This window comes from Micromonospora sp. NPDC047521, assembly GCF_055587305.1.
In genome coordinates this window covers 308,406-329,763 of the sequence record NZ_JBVJGN010000001.1, presented here as the reverse complement: position 1 = coordinate 329,763, position 21,358 = coordinate 308,406, and the positions used below count along the sequence as shown (strand labels likewise).

Here is a 21,358-nt window from a genome sequence, read left to right as displayed (position 1 = left end):
GTAACGTCAGCCCGGGCGGTGGACTGGCGGAGGTGCGCGTGGCACGAGGTGGCGTCTTCTGTGTCGAGGGTCAGTGGCACCGCGACCTCAACGAGCGGGGCTCCGTGCTTCCCACCCTCGAACTGCTGGAGCGGCTCGGCAAGATCCGTTTCATCCACAAGGACGCGGCGACCCGCGACGAGCTGTTCTACTTCCTGGACCGCTGGCTGCTCAAGCAGTACGCGGACCACCGGGTCGGCTTCTTCGCCATGCACGGCGAGCCGAGCCGACTCTGCCTCACCGACTGGCAGTCGGTGGAACTGAACGAGGTGGCCGACCTGATGGCCGGCCGCGCCGAGGGGCGGCGACTCTATTTCGGCAGCTGTTCCGTCCTGCGCGCCTCCGACGCCGTGCTGCGCGAGTTCCTGGAAGTCACCGGAGCCGCCCTGATCTGCGGTTTCACCAGGGAAGTGGACTGGGTCGAATCGGCGGCCTTCGAAACTGTTCTCCTCGACGTACTGGCCAACGGGCAACGACACAATGCCGCCGAACTGCGGATGGGCTCGGCGCACTGGGCGCCGCTCGCGTCGTACCTCGGCTTTCGGGTGATCTACGCCAACGGCCGGGCCTGGCGCCCGACCGGCCGCCCCCGGGTGCCCACCCAGGCGGTGCACCGCACCGTGACCCGTCCCCGCTGACCCGCCGCCCCCGCGTCGCCGTCACCCTGGTAGGAACGGGGCATGGCGCGCAGCATCGCGAAGAACACCCGGGTCGACCGGGACACCCTGCTCGACTTCGTCCGGCCGCGACACCGCGTCGTGCTGATGACCACCAGGCCCGACGGCCGCCCGCAGTCGTCCCCGGTCTCCGCCGGCATCGACGGGCAGGGCCGGCTGGTCGTCTCCACCTACCCCGAGCGGGCCAAGGTGACGAACATCCGCCGCGATCCGCGGGTGTCGGCCTGCGTGCTCAGCGACGACTGGAACGGCCCCTGGGTGCAGATCGACGGCACCGCCGAGGTGCTGGACCTGCCCGACGCGTTGGAGCCGCTCGTCGAGTACTTCCGCAGCATCTCCGGCGAGCACCCGGACTGGGACGACTACCGGGCCGCCATGGTGCGCCAGGGCAAGTCGCTGATCCGGGTCACCATCGACGCCTGGGGGCCGATCGCCACCGGCGGCTTCCCCGCCCGCCTCGCCGACTGACCGCCCGCCCGACTCAGTACGCGGCGGTGAAGCGCGCGTTGCGGTGCCGGGGCTGTTCGATCTCGTCGACGATCGCCACCGCCAGGTCCTCGTACGTCAGCACCGAGCGGCCCTGCTCGTCGGTGACCGGCTCGTCGCCGCCGGTGCGGTAGTGCCCGGTGCGCTCGCCGGGGTGGAACTCCAGCGGCGGTGGCGACACGTACGTCCAGGTCACCCCGTCGGCCGAGGTGCGGTAGTAGTCAAGCGCGTCGGCCTGGCCAAGCGCCGAATCCCGGTACTCCGCCGGGAAGTCCGGCTCGTCGAGGTAGCGGGTGCCCTTCGGGGTGAGCAGCGTCGACCCGCCGCCGAGGTGGATGATGCGCGGCGCGGCCGGCATCTCGCGCAGCGTGGTCACAAGTGTCTCCGCCGCGGTGCGCCACAGGTCGCGTCCGCCCCCGCCGATCGCCACCACCAGCGCGTCCGCGTCCGGCGCCACCTCCCGGACGCTCCGCTCGCTCGTGGCATCGCCGGTGACCGTCCGCACCCCGTCCGGCAGGTACGAGGTGGCCTCCGGGCGACGCACGGCGGCGATCACCAGGTGCCCCCGGTCGACCGCCTCGGCGGTGATCCGCGACCCGGCGGTCCCGCCCGCGCCAAACACGACGATGGTGCTCACCACCCCAGGCTAGGGACCTGACGCGCCGCCCATCGGCGGAACGGCGATCCCGGTCAGTCGACCACTGCGGCGTAGACGAGCTGGCGCAGCTGGGACCGCAGCGGGTAGGTGCTCGACGGCATCAGCTGGGTGAACAGCAGCGCGGTGATCTCCTCGACCGGGTCCACCCAGAACGCGGTGCTCGCCACCCCACCCCAGTAGTACTCGCCGACGCTGCTCGGCACCCGGCTGGGGATCGGGTCGTCGACAACCGCGAAGCCGAGACCGAAGCCGATCCCGTCGAGGGTGCTCTCGGCGAAGCCGCCGGTGGACAGGGCGCCGAGGTCCCGACCCTCGGGCAGGTGGTTGCGGGTCATGAACCGAACGGTGCGGGGACCGAGCAGGCGGGCTCCGTCCAGCTCGCCGCCGCGCAGCAGCATCTGCGTGAAACGGTGGTAGTCGGCGGCGCTGGAGATCAGGCCGCCGCCACCGGAGAGCAGGTTCGGCCTGCGGTACGCGAGAGCGCCGAGCCTGTCGTACCGGACCGCCCGGCCGCTGCGCGGATCCGGTGCGTAGAGCGCGGCCAGCCGCTCGGCCTCGGCGCCCTCCACCCACCACCTGGTGTCGGTCATGCCGAGCGGGCCGAAGATCCGGTCGGCGAAGAACGCGTCGAGGCTCTGCCCGGAGACCACCTCGACGAGCCGGCCGAGCACGTCGGTGGCGACCGAGTAGCCCCACGCGGTACCCGGCTGGAACAGCAGCGGCAGCTCGCCGAACGCCGCGCAGGCGCCGGCCAGGTCGACGTCCGCCGGCGGGTACAGGTCGTAGCCGGCGGCCCGGTACAACCCGTCGACCACCGAGGTCTGCATGAAGCCGTACGTCAGGCCGGCGGTGTGGGTGAGCAGGTGCCACACCCGGATCGGCTCGGTCGCCGGCACCGTGTACGGCTTGAGCGTCGAGCCCTTGGAGTAGACCCGCAGGTCGGCGAACTCCGGCAGCCAGCGGCTGATCTCGTCGGTCAGCTCGAAGCGGCCCTCCTCCCACAGGATCATCGCCGCGACCGAGGTGACAGGTTTGGTCATCGAGTAGATCCGCCAGAGCGTGTCGGTCTCGACAGGTGCGCCCGACTCGGTGTCCCGCATCCCGTACGTCGACGAGTGCGCCACCTCGCCGCGCCTGGTGACCACCACCTGCCAGCCGGCCAGCCGGCCGTCGTCGACGTACCTGCCGAAGTGCTCGTCGATCCGCGCCAACCGCGCCGGGTCGAAACCGATCTGGTCCGGGTCCTTGCTCCGAGCGACACTCACGTCGCCGAACCTACTAGCCGGTATGCCGGTGCCGGAAGGGCGGCCACCCCGACGTCGGTGGCTGGCACTAGCCTGACCCGATGCCGGAATTGACCGAGGATGTGACCTACCGCCACGAGGACTGGTACGGCGAGGAGCTGGCCGACCGGCACTTCGTGGGCTGTGAGTTCTTCCAGGTGGACCTGACCGAGGCGGTGAGCCGGGGCGCGGTGTTCACCGGCTGCACGTTCGGCAACGTGCAGTTCAACGCCTCCCGGCACGTCGACTCGGCCTTCACCCGCTGCGTCTTCAAGCGGTGCAACTTCTTCGAGGCCGAGTTCACCGGCTGCAAGCTCGTCGGCAGCACCTTCGCGCAGTGCGACATGCGTCCGCTGCGGGTCGACGGCGGCGACTGGTCCTTCGTCGCGCTGCCCGGCGCGGATCTGCGCGGCGTCCACCTCACCGACGTACGGATGCGCGAGGCCGACCTGTCCGGGGCCAACCTCACCGGGGCCACGGTGACCGGCGTCGACCTCTCCGGCGCGCAGCTGCAGCATGTCCGGCTCGGAGGCGCCGACCTGCGCCGCAGCGATCTGACGGCACTCGACCCGACGACTGTCGAGCGGGCCGGCGCGATCGTCGACGCCGAACAGGCGCTGCTGATCGCGCAGGCGCTCGGCTTCCGGATCGGCTGACGGCACGGGCGTTCGCGGCCGGGCCGGGACCGGTGGGTTGTCCGATACCGTCCGGTTCCGGACTGGACAGGCCCACCGGTCCGGATCTAGCGTGTCGTCCACGCCGGTGCAAACGTGAAACGGCCCACAGTGGACGGTGTGATCCGCGACGGTCGATGGTGGCCGGGCGGTGGAGGTGGAGGGTCGGTGGCGGACGAAGACCGCATGCGGGCGGATTCCCGGGCCGGTGGCGGGTCGTCCGAAGCGCCGACGTCGCATCGACGGCCCGGTGTCACCGCCGGGCAGCCGCGCCTTGCGTTACGCGGACTAGCCGACGGCTACCGGCGTCGTCGTTGGGCGGTGACGGGGCTGGCCGTGCTCGCCTGCGTCGTGGGGCTGGGCGCGTACCTCGTCACCCGGAACGGCCCGGAGTCCGGCGACGACCTGGCGGGTCGTGCGGGCGTGCCCGTCGGGGCGTCCCGGCCGACCGGCTTTCCCGGCGTCGAGGGGCGTACCGGCGACGCCGGACCGGCGACGCCCGGCCTGCGCCCCCGGCAGCGCCCTCCGTCGCCCGACCCGACCCCGTCGGCCAGTGCGCCCGCCGCGCCGCCGGCCCCGTCGGTCCCGCCCGCCCTGTCGGTGACCCGGACGGAGGCGCCCGGCGAGATCGACCTCACCGCCGTGGGGCACCGGGACTGGATGCACTGGGGGCTGCACGGCACGTCGGTGGTGCGCAAACGCGGCGGGTCCGGGGAGATCGTCGACGCGGGAGGGCGCGGTTCCAGAGTCGGTTGGGACGGCAACCAGGAACTCGTGAGCTGGCGCGACGGCACACCCGAGCGGTCGGTGCGGGGCAGTTCGAACGGGGTCTACGCCTGCGGTGCCGGCAACGGTTTCAGCCTCGCGATCGCCGGCAGCGGTGAGCCGCGTACGGTCCAGGTCTACGCCGGGACGTGGATGGCGCGGGGCCGGCTCGACGTGCGGCTCTCCACCGGTGGCCCGGCCAGCACGGTGCGGCTGGAGGACCCGTACACCAGCAAGAGCGCCCAGTTCACCATCCGTTTCCAACTGCCCAGGGGCGCCCGGCTGCTGGTGAACTGGACAGTCGAGAAGGTCTTCACCCCGCACTGCGGAAACGTCGGCCTCCAGGCCGTGGCCGTGCGCTGACCGACTGCCGCTCGGGACAGTTTGTCCGTCGCGCACAGTCGATGGCATCGTAACTTTCTGCTGTCCCCGTCCGACCATCCAGTGTGGAGGCAGCGCAGATGAGCAGCAGTACCGCCCACCGCGTCCGTCCCGTCGGCCCGTCCGGCGCCAGTGAAGCGTCCGGGGAGGTGCTCCGCGACATCCCCCTGCCGCCGTACGTCACTGTGGAGGACGCCCAGTTCGCGGTGCGGGCGGTGGTGGTGCACGCGCCCCGGCGCTGGTCCGGCGGTGTGGTCTGCCGCAACGACGCCAGCCCGCACCCGTGTCGACTGCACCGCTGGGGCACCCGCGTGCTGGCATTGCGCGGGCTGCACGCCGCGGAGATCGCCGCGCTCATCGAACGCGGCGACCCCACGGCGGTCGTCCCCCGACCGGACCGTCCGGCCTGAGCCGCGCCCCCGGTCAGCAGGTGATCGGCTTCACCCAGGAGCACTCCAGCCCTTCCGGCGTACGGGGCGTCTCCGGTACCGCCGGCGGCGCCATCCGGGCCGTCGTCGTGGCACCCTCCCGATAGCCGGCCAGCGCCACCGCGATCTGGTCCTCAAGCCCCTTGACGGACGCGGTCAGGTAGTTGTTGAGCAGGATTGAGAACGCCAGCAGATGGCCGTCGGCGCTGGTCACGTACCCGGACAGACCGGAGACGCCGGTCAGGCTGCCGGTCTTGGCGTGCACGTTGCCCGCCGCCGGGGTGCCGGCCATCCGGCTGCGCAGGGTGCCACCCACGAACCGCTCGGGCTGCCCGGCGATCGGTAGCGCCTCGTACCAGGTGCCGAACCACGGTTCGGCGCGGACGGCGGCCAGCAGGTCGACGAACTCGGTCGCCGGGACGAGGTTGCGCCGGGACAGGCCGGAGCCGTCGCGTTGCCGCAGGGTCCCGGTGTCCATGCCGGTGTCCGCCACGTACTCGCTGATCGCGGTGAGCCCGGCGGACCAGGTGCCCGCGCCGGACAACACCCGGCCGATCTCCTTGGTCAACACCTCGGCGTGGCCGTTGTTGGAGAGCTTGAGGAACGGCGTCATCAGCTCGCCCAGGCTCATCGAGTCGTGTCGGGCCACCGGGTTGGCCGCCTCCGGGGTGGGCTGGCCGAGCACGGTCCGGCCGAGCACCCGGACGCCGTGCCTGTGCAGCGCCGCGCGGAACACGTCGGCCGCGTAGCCGGTGGGTTCCCAGACGGTCACCCAGTCGCTCGCCGGCGCGTCGCCGACCGCGATCTGGCCGGTCACCACGACCGTGTTGCCGCCGTGCTCGCGCTCGATCGAGATCGACGTCTCGCCCTCGGCGACCGTCCGGGCCCGGTTGTCGATCCGGACGTACCCGGTGGGCGGGGTCGTGCTGACCACCGCCGGGGCGCCGGCCCTGGTGGCCGGTGCGGCGTGCACGATCACGGTGCCCGCGTCGTAGTCGGTGTCCGGCGCGACGGTGAGCGCGGTGACCTGCGCGGCGTAGTAGTAGGGCTCGTCGTCCCACGTCCAGTCGGGGCCGAGCCGGGTGCGGTCGTAGCGGGTGTCGTCGGCGATCAGGTTGCCGGTCACGACCCGGACGCCGTCCGCGGCCACCTGCGCCGCGAGCGCGTCGTAGTCGGCCGCGAGCATGGTCGGGTCGCCGCCGCCGCGCAGGTAGAGATTGCCGGACAGCAGGCCGGCGCGACGTTTGCCTGTGGTGCGGACGTCGGTGGTGAAGCGGTGCCCGGGGCTGAGCAGCGCCAGGGCGGCGGTCGAGGTCAGCAGCTTGGTGTTGGAGGCCGGGATCAGTCGTCGGTCCCCGTTGCGGTCGTAGAGGGTCTGCCCGGTGCTGGTGTCGACCACGACGACGGAGGCCTGCGCGCCGTCCAGCCGGGTGTCGCCGAGGATCCGGTCGATGGTGGCGCGTAGCTGGGTCGTCGCGGGCGTGGGCGACTCGGCTGTGGCTCCGGGTGCGCCGGCGGTGGCCGCGGTGGCGACCAGGGCGAGCAGCGCTAGCGCCCGGGGAAAGAGACGACGATGCATGGGCTGATGCTGCCATGAAGATATTCGCCGGAGAAGAGGCTCGGGCGAAGGTTAGTGCCGTTCGCGCTATGTCGGCCGCCCGACGGACCTGTCGTGTCCGCCCCAGTAGTGCCGCTGTGCTCCCATCACCAGGGGCGCCACAAGTGCGGCGAGCGCCCCGCCGAGCAGCGGGAAGACGATGAACAGCCACAGTTGACGCAGGGCGACGCCACCCTCGAAGACGGCGGGCCCGAAGGCGCGGGCCGGGTTGACGGCGGCGCCGGTGAGCGTCACGCCTACCAGTTGGGTCGCGGCCAGGGCCAGCCCGATGGCCACCCCGGCGGTGCCCGGATTCTCGCTGCGGCTCGTCACCACGATCACGACCAGGACGAAGAGGAAGGTCAACAAGAGTTCCAGCACGGCCGCGCCGCCCCGGTTGATGTGCGCGCCGTACCCGTTGGCGCCCAGCGCACCGGTCTGGTCCGCCATGTCGCCCCAGCGGGTCAGCGCCCAGAGCACGAAGCTGGCCACCGTCGCGCCGGCGAACTGGGCGATCCAGTACGCCACCGCGCCGACGACCGTGATCTTCCCGGAGAGCAGTACGCCGAGCGTCACCGCGGGGTTGACGTGACTGCCGGAGAGCGGGCCGATCGTGTAGACCAGAGCGAGCATGACGAAGCCGAAGGCGAGCGCGACCACCACCACGCCGCCCTGCACGCGTGCCGCGACGGCGGCGCCGATGCCGAAGAACACCAGCAGCAGGGTGCCGAGGAATTCGGCGGCGGCTCGACGGGCATCTTCCATCCACTCAGCCTAGGTACAATTCGGGTGATCGGGCGCGAAACGGCGTCTGTGATCGACGCGACGGCCGGCGCGGGCAGAGCCCGTGAGCATCAGGGGTTGCACCTCGTGTGGACACCCACTCCGCCGACGTCGTGGTGATCGGAGCCGGTCAGGCCGGCCTGAGCGCCGCCTACCACCTGCGCCGCACCGGCTTCGCCCCGGGCAGCGGCTTCGTCGTGCTCGACGGCGACGACGGCCCGGGTGGGGCCTGGCAGCACCGCTGGCCGACGCTCGTCTTCGACCGGGTGCACGGCTTCTACGACCTTCCCGGCATGGCGTTCCCCACCCCCGACCCGCGGCGTCCGGCAGCCGAGCAGGTGGGCGCCTACTTCGCCGCGTACGAGAGAGCGTTCGACCTGCCGGTACGGCGGCCGGTGCGGGTCCGCGCGGTGCGCTCCCGCCCGGACGGGCGGCTCGACGTGCACACCGACCACGGCCTGTGGACGACGCGGGCGCTGATCAACGCGACAGGCACGTGGACGAGGCCGTTCTGGCCGCACTACCCGGGCCGGTCGTCGTTTCGCGGTCGACAGTTGCACACGGCCGACTACCGGGGACCTGACGAGTTCGCCGGGTTGCGGGTGGTGGTGGTCGGCGGCGGCACGTCCGCCGTGCAGCTGCTCGGCGAGGTCTCCACGGTCGCGGCGGCCACCACCTGGGTGACCCGCCGGCCGCCGCTGTTCCGCCAGGAGGAGTGGGGCCCCGACCTCGGTCGGGCCGCTGTGGCCCGGGTGGACGAGGCGGTCCGCGCCGGTCGCCCACCGGGCAGTGTGGTGGGCGTGACCGGGCTGCCGGTCACCCCGGAGCTGCGCCGGCTGCGCGAGCGTGGCGTCCTGCACCGGCTACCCATGTTCGACCGGATCACACCCGACGGGGTCGCCTGGTCCGACGGTCGGTCCGTTCCGGCGGACGTGATCCTCTGGTGCACCGGATTCCGCGCGGCCCTGGACCACCTCGCGCCGCTGGGACTGCGCGCGCCGGGCGGCGGGATCACCATGGACGGCACCCGCGTGGTCGCCGACCAGCGCATCCACCTCGTCGGGTACGGCCCCTCGGCCAGCACCATCGGCGCCAACCGGGCGGGCCGCGCGGCGGTCGGCGAGATCCGCGCGTTGCTCGCTCCCGTCGCCGCACTCGACTGACCCCGCTCTATTTGACGGATCGCCCGGCAGCGGGCACCGTTGGCCAGGACGGGGCCTCTCAGCTGCCCCGACGCGATGCGACGGCTGCATGTCGCCTCCCACGTGTGCTCGTACGCGGGCCGCTGCACCGGTCTGCGCGGTAACCGACCGCGAGCCGAGAATCCACGAGGAGTTCCGCAAATGCTCACCATGACCGACAATGCCGTGCTCGTCATCAGGGACCTCGCCAACCAGCAGGACGTCGCCCAGGACGGTGGCGTGCGAATCGCCGCCGACGCCGAGGCCGGCTCTCTCACCGTGGAACTGGTGCCCGAGCCGGAGCGGGGCGACCGGGTGGTCGACAACCAGGGTGCCCGGATCTTCCTCGACGAGGACGCCGCCGAACTGCTCGGCGACGCCTCCGTGGACGCCACAGTCGACGACGAGGGCATCATCCAGTTCGGCTTCACCGAGCGGCAGTAGCCCGCTCAGCCCGCCCGGCGGGCCGTGCCGCCACGCGGACGACCCCGCTGCGGTGGTCCCGGCCGGGACTGCCATCCGGTGTCACCGGCCGGGCGTCGACTGGCGGTCAGCACGTGCGCCAGGTGGTGCGACGTGCTCCACGCCGCCCAGTTGGCGGCCGACCCCGCGCCGGCTCCCCGTCGAGCCCGGCGCAGCAACTCGTGGTCGCCCCAGGAGAAGGCCGCCCCGGTGTCCGGCCAGTGCGGGGCCGACACCAACGTGCGGCACAGGTCGGCGAACCGCTCGTCACCCCGCCCGCCCCGCCGCGACCAGCGGTAGACCCACCAGTCGCCGTCGGCGGTGTACCGCACCGTGGGCAGCCGGTCGTCGAAGCCGCCGTCGGTGCCCGGCACCGCCGGCCCGACGCCGTAGTCGCCGTAACCCACCCCGGCGTCGCCCAGCCGCTGCCAGAGTTGCCAGTCCCAGCGGTCGAGTCGGACCGGCTCGTCGGTGGGCAGCCGGGCCAACGTCGGCGGCATCGCGCCCGCCGCCACGGTCACCGACCGCCAGGCGTGCCGGCGTGCCCACCCCAGCAGCCGTCGTACCCGGGGCTCGGCGAGGCGCACGTCCGCCCGGCAGCACACGTCCGCCGCGTCCACAAGCAGGTCGCACTCTTCCGGCGCCAGCGCGGTGCACTGCCAGATCCGCTCCACGGCGGTGGTGCTCGCGTCCGGCCCGGCCCGGTCCCGTCCGGCCCGGAGCCGGACCAGCGCCCGCCGGCCGTACGCCCGCGCCGCCGCGCCGTGCGTGGCCAGCCGCCTGTCGCTCTCCGCGAGCCCCACCACCGGCACCAGGGGTACGTCCCAACGCAGCACGTCGCTGCCGGCGTCGTCGGGCAGGGCGGTGGTGTCGACGGCCGTCAGGAGTCCGGCGGGCAACCGGCGCAGCACGTCGATCGTGGATCGGTCCGCCGAGCCGACCTCCAGGATCGGGGCGAGCAGCGGGACCGCCGCGGGTTCGAGGTGGTTCAGCGCCTCCAGTTCGCCGCGTCGACAGGCGAGGATGGGGCGGTAGACCGGTTCCGCCGCGCGGCCCCCGTGGGCGGGCCTCATACTTCAGCCTAGCCAGGCATGTGCATATGTCCCAGGTCGTCGAGGCGGAAACCGGCTGCTGGGCTGTCGGGTCGGCGACTACGCTCGCGCGATGCCCATGCCACCCCATCGCTACCGATCCGACGACGAGGACAGCGGCCGGTGGACCGGCTTCCCGTTCCGGGCCGGCGACATCGTGATCAGCACCCGGTCCAAGAGCGGTACGACGTGGATGCAGATGATCTGCGCCCTGCTGGTGCTGGGCACCCCGGAGTTGCCGGCGCCGCTGAACCACCTGTCGCCGTGGCTGGACTGGCTGGCCGAGCCCCGGGACGTGGTGTACCGCCGGTTGGCGGCGCAACGGCACAGACGCTTCGTCAAGACGCACACCCCGCTGGACGGCGTACCGCTGGACCCGCGGGTGCACTACGTGGTGGTGGCACGGCACCCGCTGGACATGGCGGTCTCCCTCTACCACCAGGCGGGCAACCTGGACCGGGCGCGACTGGCCGAGCTGACCGGTCAGGGGGCGCCCGCCGGGCCGGCGAGGGAGCGCCTGCCCGTCGAGCGGTGGCTGGCGAGCTGGATCGACCGGGAGACGGACCCGCGCGCCGAGCTGGATTCGCTCCCCGGCGTGCTCCTGCATCTGAGCGACGCCTGGGCCCGGCGGCACGAGCCGAACGTCGAACTGGTGCACTACGACGACCTGCTGGCCGACCTGGAGGGCGAGATGCGGCGGCTCGCGGTCCGGTGGGGTCTGGAGGTGCCCGTCGAACGGTGGCCCGAGCTGGTGGAGGCGGCCACGTTCGACCGGATGCGTGAGCGCGCCGACCACCTCGCCCCGGACACGCTCGGTGTGCTGCGCGACCGCCGGGCGTTCTTCCGGCAGGGCCGCTCGGGGCAGGGGCGGCATCTGCTCGACGCGTCCGGGCTGGCCCGCTACCACAGGCGCACGGCCGCCCTGGCTCCACCGGACCTGCTCGCCTGGTTGCACCGCTGAGCCCGCCGCACCGCACACGAGCGCGCGGCGCCGCTTCGACTGGTGTCGGAACGTCGCCGCGCTCTGGCCGTCTCCCACCACCGCAGCCGTTCGGCGGTACGCCGGCGGGGACCTGGCTCGACCGGCCGCTCGCGCCGGTCAGCGTTGTCGATCCCCGGTCGGCCCGGATCCAAACCCGCAGACCGTGGGGAATTCCACCATCTGCGAGTCCCGGCGTGGCGGGCCACCGATCGGGGTATGAGCGCGGCATGGAGCATTTCACGATCGCAACCGTGGCCGAGAAGAGTCCCGACTTCCGGCGGGTGCTGTGGACAGGTGAGCACACCCAGTTGGTCATCATGACCATTCCGCCGGGCGGGGAGATCGGCGAGGAGGTGCACGAGGGCATCGACCAGATCCTGACCTTCGTCAGCGGCACCGGCGAGGCCCGGGTGGCGGGCGAGAAGCGGGAGGTCGTCTCCGGCGACCTGGTCGTCGTACCGGCCGGCACGAAGCACAACTTCGTCAACACGGGCCCCAACCCACTGGTGCTGTACACCGTCTACGGGCCGCCGGAGCACGCCGACCAGGCCGTCCACCACACCAAGGAGGAGGCCGACGCGGCCGAGGCCGCCGGTGAGGACGAGCCGCCGACCGAGTGACGCCGCGGACGGCGGCCTGATCGGGGCCGATCCGGGTACCCGCGACGGGTGGAGCAGCAGCCGCCGATCGCCGACTACGGATTCCTCTCGGACTCCCGCTCCGGCGCGCTGGTCGGCAGGAACGGCTCGATCGACTGGTGGTGCCCGTCGCGGTTCGACGGCACCTCCGTGTTCGGACGGCTGCTCGACCCGCGCTCCGGGCACTTCCAGGTGGCGCCGGTCGGTGTGGGTGGCCCGGGGTACCGGGTCGAGCGCGCGTACCGGCCGGACACTCTCGTGCTGCGCACGGTGCACCACACACCGCACGGCAGCGTGGCGGTGACCGACGCGCTCGCTGCCGAGATCGGCGCCCGCGGCCACCAGTTGGGCATGAACTCGCCCGCCGTGCTGATCCGGGTGGTCGAGGGGTTGTCCGGGCGGGTCCGGATGGGCCTGGACTTCGCGCCCCGCCCGGAGAACGGCCTGCTCACGCCATACCTGCACGAGCAGGCCGACGGTGGGGTCCTGGCCAACGGCGGCTCGGTGAACCTCATGCTGCGGGCCGGCGGGCTGCGGCTGCGGGCCGGCCGGGACCGGGTGACCCACGAGTTCGAGGTCTCCGCCGGTCAGGTGGTCGGGATGGACGTGGCGTTCGGCCAGGCGTACGGCGATCCGCCCGCCCGCCTGGACCCGCTCGCCACCCTCGCCGCGACGACGCGGGCGTGGGAGGGGTACCGGGAGACGCACGGCTACTCCGGCCGGTACGCGAAGCTGGTCCGGCACAGCGCGACGGTCCTGGCCGGCCTCACGTACGCCCGCAGCGGCGCGGTGGTGGCGGCGTTGACGTCCTCGTTGCCGGAGCAGGTCGGCGGCGACCGCAACTACGACTACCGCTACTCGTGGCTGCGGGACTTCTCGCTGACCATGCGCGCCCTCTGGGTGGCGGCGTGTCCCGACGAGGCGTCGCGGTTGTTCGCCTGGGCCACCCGGTCGATCGGCCGGTTCGGCGAGGAGCCGGTACCTGTGCTCTTCGGTGTCGAGGGCGAGCGGGACCTGTCCGAGCATCACTGCTACCACCTGCGTGGATACCGCGACAGTCGACCGGTCCGGGTCGGCAACGACGCCTGGCGGCAGCGGCAGCTCGACGTGCCGGGTGAGGTGATCGGTGCGGTGTGGCGGCTGCGGGACTACCTCGGTGAGACGTTCGACGACGAGTTGCGGGAGATGGTGCTCGGGTTGACCGAGCAGGTGGCCGCGACGTGGCACCTGCCGGACCGGGGGATCTGGGAGACCCGGGACGAGGAGCGGCACTACGTCTCGTCGAAGGTGTCCTGCTGGCTGACGATGGACCGGGCGGTGGGGCTCGCCGACCGGCTGGGCGAGCGGGCCGACAAGCGTCGCTGGGCAGTCGTGCGGGACGAGATCCGCGAGGCGGTGCTGCGCGAGGGGTGGAACGACCGGATCGGCGCGTTCACCGGCGCGTTCGGGTCGGCGGAGTTGGACGCCTCGGTGCTCGCCATTCCGGTGGCGCACTTCCTGCCGGCGACCGATCCACGGATGCGCTCGACGATCGCCATGGTGGAGCGGGAGCTGGGCACCGACGAGGGACTGCTGCGGCGGTGGACGACGGATCCGGCGGGGTTCCTGCTGTGTTCGTTCTGGCTTGTGGAGTGTCTCGCGATGGCGGGTGAGCTGCGGCGGGCCGAGGAACTGTTCGAGCGCGTGGCGGGGTACTCCAACGACGTGGGCCTGTTCAGTGAGCAGATCGACCTGACCACTGGCGCGCAGCTCGGCAACACCCCGCAGGCGCTGTCGCACATCGGGCTGATCAACGCGGCCTGGCGGTTGACCGAGCCGGGCAGCTACTGAGCGGCCGGCCGGAATCCTGCAACAGACCTGCAAACCCCAGGCATTGACGCTGGTAGTTGGACAGTCCTAGCCTCGAAGGAGCGGGAAAGCCCTTTCCCACGGCTTTGATCCCGCTTCACCCCGCTTCGGGCCCGGGCATCCGACGGGGGCACACCGATCCCAGGTCACGACAGCACGCCGTGCCGGCACACGTGCCCAGGGGATCGCCACCACACGCGTCAAGGAGGACACCTGTGCAGGAGAGACGACTCCCCGGCCGACGACCACTGCTGCTGGCGGTGGGCGTCGGCGTGACAGTGGCGGCCCTGGCGGCCGGCATGACCTCGGCCTTCGCGGCCACCGTGTTCAGCGACGACTTCAGCGACGGCGACACCTCGGGCTGGTCCAAGTCCGGCGGCACCTGGACGGTCGGCTCGGGGGTGCTCAACCAGTCCAACGCCGGCAGCGAACTGGCCAGGCAGTTCGCCGGCCAGACCAGCTGGACCGACTACTCGGTGCAGGCCCGGGTCCGGCCGGCGAGCTTTGGCTCGTCAAGCGCCCTGGTCGGGCTCGCCGCCCGATCCACCAGCAGCACGAAGATGTACCGGCTGGCCCTGCTCGGCTCCGGCCGGGCCGAACTCCAGGCCGTCAACGGCAGCAGCATCACCGCGATCGGCTCCGCGTCGACAGGCGTCAGCACCGGCACCTGGTACACGCTGCGCATCGAGACCAGCGGCAACACCATCCGCGGCTTCGTCAACGGCACCCAGATCGCCTCCGGCAGCAACAGCCTGGCTGGCGCCGGCCGGATCGGCCTGGTCACCGCGTACGCGAGCGGCGGCTTCGACGACGTGGTCGTCGACTCCTCAGGCGGAGGCACCCCGACCACGCCGCCACCCACCACGCCGCCACCCACCACGCCGCCGCCCACCACTCCAGGCCCGACCACACCTCCGCCGGCCGGCTGGCCCACGCCCACCAGCAGTCAGAAGGTGGACGCCACGATCGCCGTCTCCGGGACGTTCGACGGTGGACTCAAGCGCTACTACGGCATCGGTGACGGCGGGCAGAGCGAGAGCCAGGACCCGATGTTCGAGCTGGCCGCCGGCGCCACCCTGCGCAACGTGATCATCGGCGCCCCGGCCGGCGACGGCGTGCACTGCGAGGGCAACTGCACCCTGATCAACGTCTGGTGGGAGGACGTCGGCGAGGACGCGGCCACCTTCCGGGGCGGCACCACGTACACCGTCGACGGCGGTGGCGCCCGCTCGGCGAGCGACAAGGTCTTCCAGCACAACGGCTCGGGCACCGTCTACATCAGGAACTTCCGGGTGGAGAACGCCGGGAAGCTCTACCGGGCCTGCGGCAACTGCTCCACGTCGTACCAGCGGCACGTGGTGATCGACAACGTGGTCGTCCGGGACACCGACGCGATCGCCGGCATCAACACCAACTGGGGTGACACGGCCCGGTTCAGCCGCATCACGATCGTCGACGACCCGGACCGGGAGACCTCGATCTGCGTGAAGTACAAGGGAGTCCCCAAGGGCAGTGAGCCCACCGAGATCGGCGAGGGCGCCGACGGCGTCAACTGCCTCTACTCACCCTCCGACATCACCTACCAGTAGACCGCCCGAGCAGGCGGGCGCCCCGCGGGGCGCCCGCCCCGCTCAGGTCAGCACCGGCACGTCCGACACGTCGACCGTGTCCGGATACTTCAGGCCCGCGCCCGTGTTGAGCACCACCACCCGTTCGCCGGCCCGGATCCAGCCTCCGGCGCGCAGGTGCCGCGCCGCGGTCAGGCAGGCCGCCCCCTCCGGGCAGAGCAGCAGCCCTTCGCGCCCGGCGAAGTCCCGCAGGTCCGCCAGGATCTCCGCGTCGTCGACGGCGACAGCGGTGCCGGAGGACTCCCGCAGCGCGGCCAGGATCAGCTCGTCGCCGAGCGGCGCCGGCACGGTGATGCCGAACGCCACGGTGTGCGCGTCGGCCCACGGCTCGGCCCGATCCTCGCCGGCGGCGAACGCCCGCACGATCGGCGCGCAGCCGGTCGACTGCACCGCCACCAGCCGGGGCAGCTTGTCGCCGATCCAGCCCAGCTCCCGCAGCTCGTGAAGCGCCTTGTGGATGCCGATCAGACCGACACCGCCACCCGTCGGGTAGATGATCACGTCGGGGGCCTGCCAGCCGAGCTGCTCGACGATCTCGTACCCCATCGTCTTCTTGCCCTCCAGCCGGTAGGGCTCACGCAGCGTGCCGGCGTCGAAGATCGCCCCGTTCGACTCCGCGACCAGCTCGGCCACCCGCCGGCCGGCGTCGCCGATCAGCCCGTCGATCAGGCGCAGATCGGCGCCTGCGGCCACGCACTCGCGCCGGCAGATGCTCGGCGCCTCCAACGGCATGACGATCGTCGCGCCCATCCCGGCCCGCGCCGCGTACGTCGCCCAGGCCGACCCGGCGTTGCCGTTGGTGGGCATCGCGATCCGCTCGACGCCCAGCTCGCGGGCCCGGCTCACACCGACCGCCGCGCCGCGCGCCTTGAACGAACCCGTCGGGATCAGCCCCTCGTCCTTGACCATCAGGTCCGCGATGCCGATCTCGGCGCCGTACGCCGGCGCGCGCAGCAGCGGCGTCCAACCCTCGCCGAGCGTCGTGACGTACCGCAGGTCGTCGACCGGCAGCAGCTCCCGGTAGCGCCACAGGTCGGCCGGGCGCAGCGGAAAGCGTTCCGGGGTGACCGCCTTCGCCACCGCCGGCAGGTCGTAACGGGCCAGCAGCGGAGACCCGCACTCGCAGAGGTTCTGTAACCGGTCGGCGGCGTACTCCCTGCCGCAGCGCGGGCAGTCCAGGTGGGTCAGGTACACGTCGCTCCTCGCCGTCAGACCGCGTCGACGCTCAGCCAGCGTCGACTGCGCCGCCCCGGCTCGTAGACCGAGTCCAGCCGCTTGGCGACCACACCGGGCAGGCCCTGTTCCCGCCCGGCACGCAGGGCCTCGTCGCCCGCGCCGGGGAACCACGGCGGAGTCTGCCAGTGCGGTCCGGCCAAGGCCAGCCCATCGAGCAGTTCCCGGCGTTGCGCGTACGGCACGTCGACGCTGCCCACCCCCTCCAGCCAGAGCAGGTCGACGAGCAGGTACTGGGCACCGGCCGGGACCCGGCTGCCGGTGGCCGGGCGGACCGGGCGGACCTGACCCGCGCCGTCGATGCGGACCAGCACACCGTCGAGCACCGCCTCGGTGGGAGCGAGCGCCTCGGCCATCGCGCGCAGCCACGGGTACCCGCCGGTGATCTCCTCGTCGGTCTCGGAGAGCAGCCGCAACCGCCCGCCGGAGACGTACGCCATCGCCCGCACCCCGTCCCAGCGCAGCTCGTACCCCCACTCGTCGGGGTCGCGGGGGAGCCTGGCGGCGGAAGTGGCGTGCATCGGCCGGACCAGCTCGGGCATCGGGGTCCAGCCCGGCGGCGCGGGATCGGTGCGCCGGACCATCCAGTCCCGACCGCCGGTGGCGAACAGGACGTACCGGCCGGTCGTGCGGTCACCCGTGAGCGTCACGATGACCTCGTCGTCGCGCCACTTCTCGCACCGGTAGGTGCCCCGGTCGTGGATCAGCATCCGGCCGCCGCCGTACTCGCCGGCGGGGATCTCACCGGCGAAGTCCAGGTACTCCATCGGGTGGTCCTCGGTGTGGACGGCGAGATGGTTGCGACCCGGATCGCGGGGCAGACCGCGCGGCACCGCCCAGGACGCGAGCACTCCCTCGTGCTCCAGCCGCAGGTCCCAGTGCAGGCTGCGCGCGTGGTGCTGCTGGATGACGAAGCGGGCGCTGTCGCCGTCACCGTCGGCCGCCGTGGGGCTCCCGGACGGCACGGGCTCGGGTGTACGGGCCGCGTCCCGCCGTCGCCGGTACTCCTGGAGCCGGTCGGTCACATCCGCATTCTCCGGCAAACCGGACCGTCGCGCTGGATGCCGGAGTGTCCGGTTCACTCGGCGGCCGGGGGCGTGGCGGGGTAGAACGGACCTCATGGACCTCACCGACCAGCCCGCCGTCCTGCTCCCGGGTGACGTGCGGATGCCCCTGCTCGGCTTCGGCACCTGGCAGGCCACCGGCCAGGCGGGTTACGACGCCGTGCTGGCCGCGCTCGACACCGGCTACCGGCACCTCGACACCGCCACCGTCTACGGCAACGAGCGGGAGGTCGGGCGGGCGGTACGCGAGAGTGGGCTGCGCCGCGAGGAAGTCTTCATCACCACCAAGCTCCCACCTGACCGGGTGGGCCGGGAACGGCAGACGTTGGAGGCCAGCCTGGAGGCGCTCGGCGTCGATCACGTGGACCTGTGGTTGATCCACTGGCCGCCGTCGTCGCCGGGGGACAGCATCCCGCTGTGGCGGGAGTTGCTGGCCGCCCGGGACGAGAATCTCGTCCGGGCGGTAGGGGTGAGCAACTACGGCACCGCGGAGATCGACGAACTGATCCAGTCGACCGAGGAGAACCCGGCGGTCAACCAGATCCGGTGGAGCCCGTCGCTGTACGACAGGCAGCGGCACGCCGAGCACCGGGACCGGGGTGTGGTGCTGGAGGGGTACAGCCCGTTCAAGACGAGCGACCTGAGTGACCCGGTGCTGACCCGGATCGCCGCCGCGCACGACGTCTCCCCGGCGCAGGTCGTGCTGCGGTGGCACATCGACCACGAGATCGTGGTGATCCCGAAGTCGGTGACCCCGGAGCGGATCACCGCGAACTTCGACGTCTTCCACTTCTCGTTGACGGCGGAGGAGATGCGCGACATCGACGCGCTCGGCGAGGTCTGATCCGGTGGTTTCCTTCAGCCCGTGACTCGGCTATGAAGGGTATCGACATCGACGCTCATGACGGTATACCGTGCCCGTCATCACGTTCGTCGATGCGTTCGAACCCGCCCTCGCTGGAGGATCGCCATGGCCCGAACACCGTCCATCCGTCTGCGCCGCCGTGGGGTGCTCGGCATCCCCGCCCTGGTGGTCGCCGCGCTGACAGTCGTCGCCCGACCCGGGGCGGCGAGCGCCGCGCCGAAGGCCGAGTGCCTCGCCGACCTGATCCAGGGCGCCTGATGGCGACGATTCCCTGGCTGGTGGACGTGCTGCGCGGCGCCGGGGTCCAGGTCGTCGTCGAGGGCGACTGGCTCAACCGGATGCGGCCCGGTTCCTTCGACCCCATCGGCGTGCTCTGGCACCACACCGCCGCGACCTCCAGCGCCAGCAACCCGCACCCGGCGCTCAACATCTGCATCAACGGCCGGTCGGATCTGGCCGGACCGCTGTGCCAGGCGCTCGTCGACTACAACGGCGTCTTCCACGTCATCTCCGCCGGGCGCTGCAACCACGCCGGGGCCAGCGGCGGCAGCGGGCCGATCCCCGCCGGCGACGGCAACACCCTCATGATCGGGTGGGAGATCGACTACAACGGCGTCAACCAGGAGATGACCGCCGCGCAGTACAACGCGTCGATCGCCGCCACCGCCGCCGTGCTCACCCGCCTCGGCCGGGACAGCAGCTACGCCCGGGGGCACCGGGAGACCAGCACCAGCGGCAAGATCGACCCGTCATTCATCGACCTGAACGTCATGCGCGCCGACGTGGCGGCGAAGATGTCGGGCGGCGGGACCCCTCCGGCGTGGTCCTCCATCGTGGACAACACCACCGCCGGTCGGTTCACCTCCAGCGCCAACTGGGGCGTGTCGACGTACTCGGCGCAGCGGTACGGCGCCGACTACCGGTACGCGGAACCCGTCGCGGCCAGCGACGTCGCCTGGTACAAGTTCAACGTCCCGGCGACGGCCAACTACCGCGTCGATGCGTGGTGGCCGGCGACCTCCGGCTACAACGGTGCTACCCCGTACGTCGTCGCCACCACGACCGGCAACCGGACGATCGTCGTCGACCAGCGGGTCACCGGTGGGCAGTGGCGGTCCCTCGGCACGTTCACCCTGCCGGCCGGGGACGCCAACCGGGTGGGCGTGAGCCGGTGGAGCAGCGCGACGGGCCTCATCGTCGCCGACGCCGTACGCCTCACCCGCGTCTGACCACGATGGGACGGCGGTGGGGGCGTGACCTGATGGTCACGCCCCCACCGTCGGTGGCAAGTCCGCTCAGGCGCGGGAGCAGGTGGCCCCGTTGAGCGAGAAGCTGGTCGGCGACGAGTACGCCCCGCTCAACGTCCCCTGGTAGCCGAAGCTGGCCGTGCCGCCGGGCGCGACGGAACCGTTGTGGCTGACGTTGCGGGCGGTCACCGTGGAGCCGCTCTGGCTCACCGTGGCGTTCCAGGCGCTGGTGACCTGCTGCCCGCCGGGCAGGCTGTAGGTGAGCGTCCAGCCGTTGAGCGCGCTGGAGCCGGTGTTGGTGATCTGCACGTCGGCGGTGAAACCGTTGTTCCACGAGTTCGCCGTGTACTTCACCGCGCAGCCCGCGCCACCACCGGGCGGCGGGGTCGTCGGCGGCGGGGTGGTGGGGTTGCCGCCGCCGTTGACGTTCGCCGAGAACGAGGTCACCGCGAGGCCGACGCCACCCTGCCAGGGTTCGAAGCCGGCCTGGATGCTGGTCAGGTACCAGGAGTTGGTGATCGCGCCCCGGTTGCGGACGTCGTTGATGAAGTCCAGCACGCTGAAGTTCAGGCTGGAGATCGCCGACGGCGCGACGTAGGAGATGACGTTGTTGGAGCCGTTGCTGCCCCGCCACACCTCCCAGGTCCGGCCGGCCAGGTTGGTGGTGCCGACGACCGAGCCGATGGGCTGGATCGGGCCCTGCCTGTTGAGCCAGATCATGATCTCCATCTGGTTCACCCCGTCCCGCTTGGGCGACGGGTCCAGCCAGATGTCGTACGACGCGTTGTAGGTGGCGCCGCTGACGTACCGGTAGGAGATGCTGCTGGTGGCGCTGCTGATCTGCGACACCTGGATTGGCAGGTTCGTCCCGGGCGAGCAGTTGGTGTAGTGACAACCGAAGAACACCGAGGGGTACGCCGTGGGCGCCCCGTTGGTGGGGCTGCTGCCGTTCAGGGTGGTGATCTCGAAGCCGCTGCTGGTGACGTTGATGCACTGCTGGGCGGTGGTGCCCCAGCGGTTGTTCTGCACCACGTACCGGCCCTGGATGGTGGTCGAGCCGTACTGCTCGCAGATCTGGGTGTCGGCGGAGGCGTTGCCGCCGAGAGCCACGGCGACAAGCGAGCCTGCGAGCAGCAGACCGGTGGCGACCAGGGCCCGAAGTGGACGTTTCATGACGCTCCTTGACTGCGGCGCGTGCCCGGGCGCCGGAATGGGGACGGGCGGATGCGGGAGCGCTCCCACGCTCAACGACACATTCACATGTCTGAAACTCTCGCGCAACCGTTCGGGTCAAACTGGTGAATTGTGAGGATTGCCACGCCCCCGCCGGACGGCTGCCGCAGGAGCG

At 72.0% G+C, this 21,358-nt stretch carries 22 protein-coding genes; 14 read left to right on the top strand and 8 right to left on the bottom strand.

The features are described from left to right. The first annotated feature begins 38 nt into the window (after positions 1–38). Positions 39–677 (top strand): DUF6642 family protein, encoded by a 639-nt coding sequence (locus ACZ6N8_RS01545; RefSeq protein WP_357980402.1) that lies wholly within the window; start codon positions 39–41, stop codon positions 675–677. Positions 678–719: 42 nt separating this feature from the next. Next, complete coding sequence (locus ACZ6N8_RS01540; protein ID WP_466006849.1) at positions 720–1,184, top strand: PPOX class F420-dependent oxidoreductase; 465 nt, start codon at positions 720–722, stop codon at positions 1,182–1,184. A gap of 13 nt (positions 1,185–1,197) precedes the next feature. Here ACZ6N8_RS01540 and ACZ6N8_RS01535 read toward each other — a convergent pair whose 3' ends face one another. Then, positions 1,198–1,839, bottom strand: a complete 642-nt coding sequence (locus ACZ6N8_RS01535) for an NAD(P)-dependent oxidoreductase (RefSeq protein ID WP_466006847.1) — start codon at positions 1,837–1,839, stop codon at positions 1,198–1,200. A gap of 53 nt (positions 1,840–1,892) precedes the next feature. Next, positions 1,893–3,125, bottom strand: a complete 1,233-nt coding sequence (locus tag ACZ6N8_RS01530) for a serine hydrolase domain-containing protein (RefSeq protein WP_466006845.1) — start codon at positions 3,123–3,125, stop codon at positions 1,893–1,895. An 80-nt stretch (positions 3,126–3,205) separates the two neighbouring features. On the opposite strand from ACZ6N8_RS01530, the gene ACZ6N8_RS01525 reads away from it, so the two are divergent. From ACZ6N8_RS01525 to ACZ6N8_RS01515, 3 genes are all read left to right on the top strand, one after another. Further along, positions 3,206–3,799: a pentapeptide repeat-containing protein gene (locus tag ACZ6N8_RS01525; RefSeq protein WP_466006844.1), complete on the top strand. Its 594-nt coding sequence runs from the start codon at positions 3,206–3,208 to the stop codon at positions 3,797–3,799. A 339-nt stretch (positions 3,800–4,138) separates the two neighbouring features. Further along, on the top strand, positions 4,139–4,945 hold the full coding sequence (locus ACZ6N8_RS01520; RefSeq protein WP_466006843.1) for a hypothetical protein: 807 nt from the start codon (positions 4,139–4,141) through the stop codon (positions 4,943–4,945). A 98-nt stretch (positions 4,946–5,043) separates the two neighbouring features. Continuing rightward, positions 5,044–5,373, top strand: a complete 330-nt coding sequence (locus tag ACZ6N8_RS01515) for a hypothetical protein (protein WP_364367437.1) — start codon at positions 5,044–5,046, stop codon at positions 5,371–5,373. 13 nt (positions 5,374–5,386) lie between these two features. On the opposite strand, the gene dacB is transcribed toward ACZ6N8_RS01515, so the two are convergent. Together dacB and ACZ6N8_RS01505 are read right to left on the bottom strand one after the other, a co-directional pair. Further along, positions 5,387–6,970, bottom strand: coding sequence for a D-alanyl-D-alanine carboxypeptidase/D-alanyl-D-alanine endopeptidase (gene dacB, locus ACZ6N8_RS01510; RefSeq protein WP_466006841.1), 1,584 nt, complete (start codon positions 6,968–6,970; stop codon positions 5,387–5,389). Positions 6,971–7,036: 66 nt separating this feature from the next. Then, positions 7,037–7,753 carry an MIP/aquaporin family protein gene (locus ACZ6N8_RS01505; protein WP_466006840.1) on the bottom strand — a complete coding sequence of 239 codons (717 nt, stop codon included), beginning with the start codon at positions 7,751–7,753 and terminating at the stop codon, positions 7,037–7,039. 107 nt (positions 7,754–7,860) lie between these two features. Here ACZ6N8_RS01505 and ACZ6N8_RS01500 point away from each other — a divergent pair, with 107 nt between their 5' ends. Together ACZ6N8_RS01500 and ACZ6N8_RS01495 are read left to right on the top strand one after the other, a co-directional pair. Beyond that, positions 7,861–8,934 (top strand): NAD(P)-binding domain-containing protein, encoded by a 1,074-nt coding sequence (locus ACZ6N8_RS01500; protein ID WP_466006839.1) that lies wholly within the window; start codon positions 7,861–7,863, stop codon positions 8,932–8,934. Between the two features lie 180 nt (positions 8,935–9,114). Then, positions 9,115–9,396 (top strand): adhesin, encoded by a 282-nt coding sequence (locus ACZ6N8_RS01495; protein WP_466006838.1) that lies wholly within the window; start codon positions 9,115–9,117, stop codon positions 9,394–9,396. Between the two features lie 5 nt (positions 9,397–9,401). Here the strand turns inward: ACZ6N8_RS01495 and ACZ6N8_RS01490 are convergent, their stop codons facing one another. Beyond that, positions 9,402–10,487 (bottom strand): beta family protein, encoded by a 1,086-nt coding sequence (locus ACZ6N8_RS01490; RefSeq protein WP_466006837.1) that lies wholly within the window; start codon positions 10,485–10,487, stop codon positions 9,402–9,404. Between the two features lie 91 nt (positions 10,488–10,578). Between ACZ6N8_RS01490 and ACZ6N8_RS01485 the strand changes: the two genes are divergently transcribed. From ACZ6N8_RS01485 to ACZ6N8_RS01470, 4 genes are all read left to right on the top strand, one after another. Continuing rightward, the gene (locus ACZ6N8_RS01485; RefSeq protein ID WP_466006836.1) at positions 10,579–11,466 is read left to right on the top strand and encodes a sulfotransferase domain-containing protein; all 888 of its coding nucleotides are present in this window, start codon (positions 10,579–10,581) and stop codon (positions 11,464–11,466) included. A 248-nt stretch (positions 11,467–11,714) separates the two neighbouring features. Next, complete coding sequence (locus ACZ6N8_RS01480; RefSeq protein ID WP_139583223.1) at positions 11,715–12,107, top strand: cupin domain-containing protein; 393 nt, start codon at positions 11,715–11,717, stop codon at positions 12,105–12,107. 48 nt (positions 12,108–12,155) lie between these two features. Next, the gene (locus ACZ6N8_RS01475; protein ID WP_466006835.1) at positions 12,156–13,955 is read left to right on the top strand and encodes a glycoside hydrolase family 15 protein; all 1,800 of its coding nucleotides are present in this window, start codon (positions 12,156–12,158) and stop codon (positions 13,953–13,955) included. Between the two features lie 233 nt (positions 13,956–14,188). After that, positions 14,189–15,562: a pectate lyase gene (locus ACZ6N8_RS01470; RefSeq protein WP_466006834.1), complete on the top strand. Its 1,374-nt coding sequence runs from the start codon at positions 14,189–14,191 to the stop codon at positions 15,560–15,562. 42 nt (positions 15,563–15,604) lie between these two features. On the opposite strand, the gene ACZ6N8_RS01465 is transcribed toward ACZ6N8_RS01470, so the two are convergent. Together ACZ6N8_RS01465 and ACZ6N8_RS01460 are read right to left on the bottom strand one after the other, a co-directional pair. Then, positions 15,605–16,795, bottom strand: a complete 1,191-nt coding sequence (locus ACZ6N8_RS01465; RefSeq protein WP_466006833.1) for a threonine synthase — start codon at positions 16,793–16,795, stop codon at positions 15,605–15,607. Between the two features lie 14 nt (positions 16,796–16,809). Then, entirely contained in the window at positions 16,810–17,859 is a 1,050-nt protein-coding gene (locus ACZ6N8_RS01460; protein ID WP_466006832.1) for a DNA polymerase ligase N-terminal domain-containing protein, read from the bottom strand. A 94-nt stretch (positions 17,860–17,953) separates the two neighbouring features. Between ACZ6N8_RS01460 and ACZ6N8_RS01455 the strand changes: the two genes are divergently transcribed. The 3 genes from ACZ6N8_RS01455 to ACZ6N8_RS01445 all read left to right on the top strand — a co-directional run bounded on the left by ACZ6N8_RS01455 (position 17,954) and on the right by ACZ6N8_RS01445 (position 19,992). Next, complete coding sequence (locus tag ACZ6N8_RS01455; RefSeq protein ID WP_466006831.1) at positions 17,954–18,742, top strand: aldo/keto reductase; 789 nt, start codon at positions 17,954–17,956, stop codon at positions 18,740–18,742. Positions 18,743–18,868: 126 nt separating this feature from the next. After that, positions 18,869–19,021 carry a hypothetical protein gene (locus tag ACZ6N8_RS01450; RefSeq protein WP_167517352.1) on the top strand — a complete coding sequence of 51 codons (153 nt, stop codon included), beginning with the start codon at positions 18,869–18,871 and terminating at the stop codon, positions 19,019–19,021. Continuing rightward, a complete protein-coding gene (locus tag ACZ6N8_RS01445; protein ID WP_466006830.1) occupies positions 19,021–19,992 on the top strand; it encodes a golvesin C-terminal-like domain-containing protein in 972 nt (323 codons plus the stop codon). The genes ACZ6N8_RS01450 and ACZ6N8_RS01445 overlap by 1 nt, the downstream gene beginning before the upstream one ends. A 66-nt stretch (positions 19,993–20,058) precedes the next feature. Here the strand turns inward: ACZ6N8_RS01445 and ACZ6N8_RS01440 are convergent, their stop codons facing one another. Beyond that, positions 20,059–21,183 (bottom strand): glycoside hydrolase family 12 protein, encoded by a 1,125-nt coding sequence (locus ACZ6N8_RS01440; protein WP_466006829.1) that lies wholly within the window; start codon positions 21,181–21,183, stop codon positions 20,059–20,061. Positions 21,184–21,358: the final 175 nt, after the last annotated feature.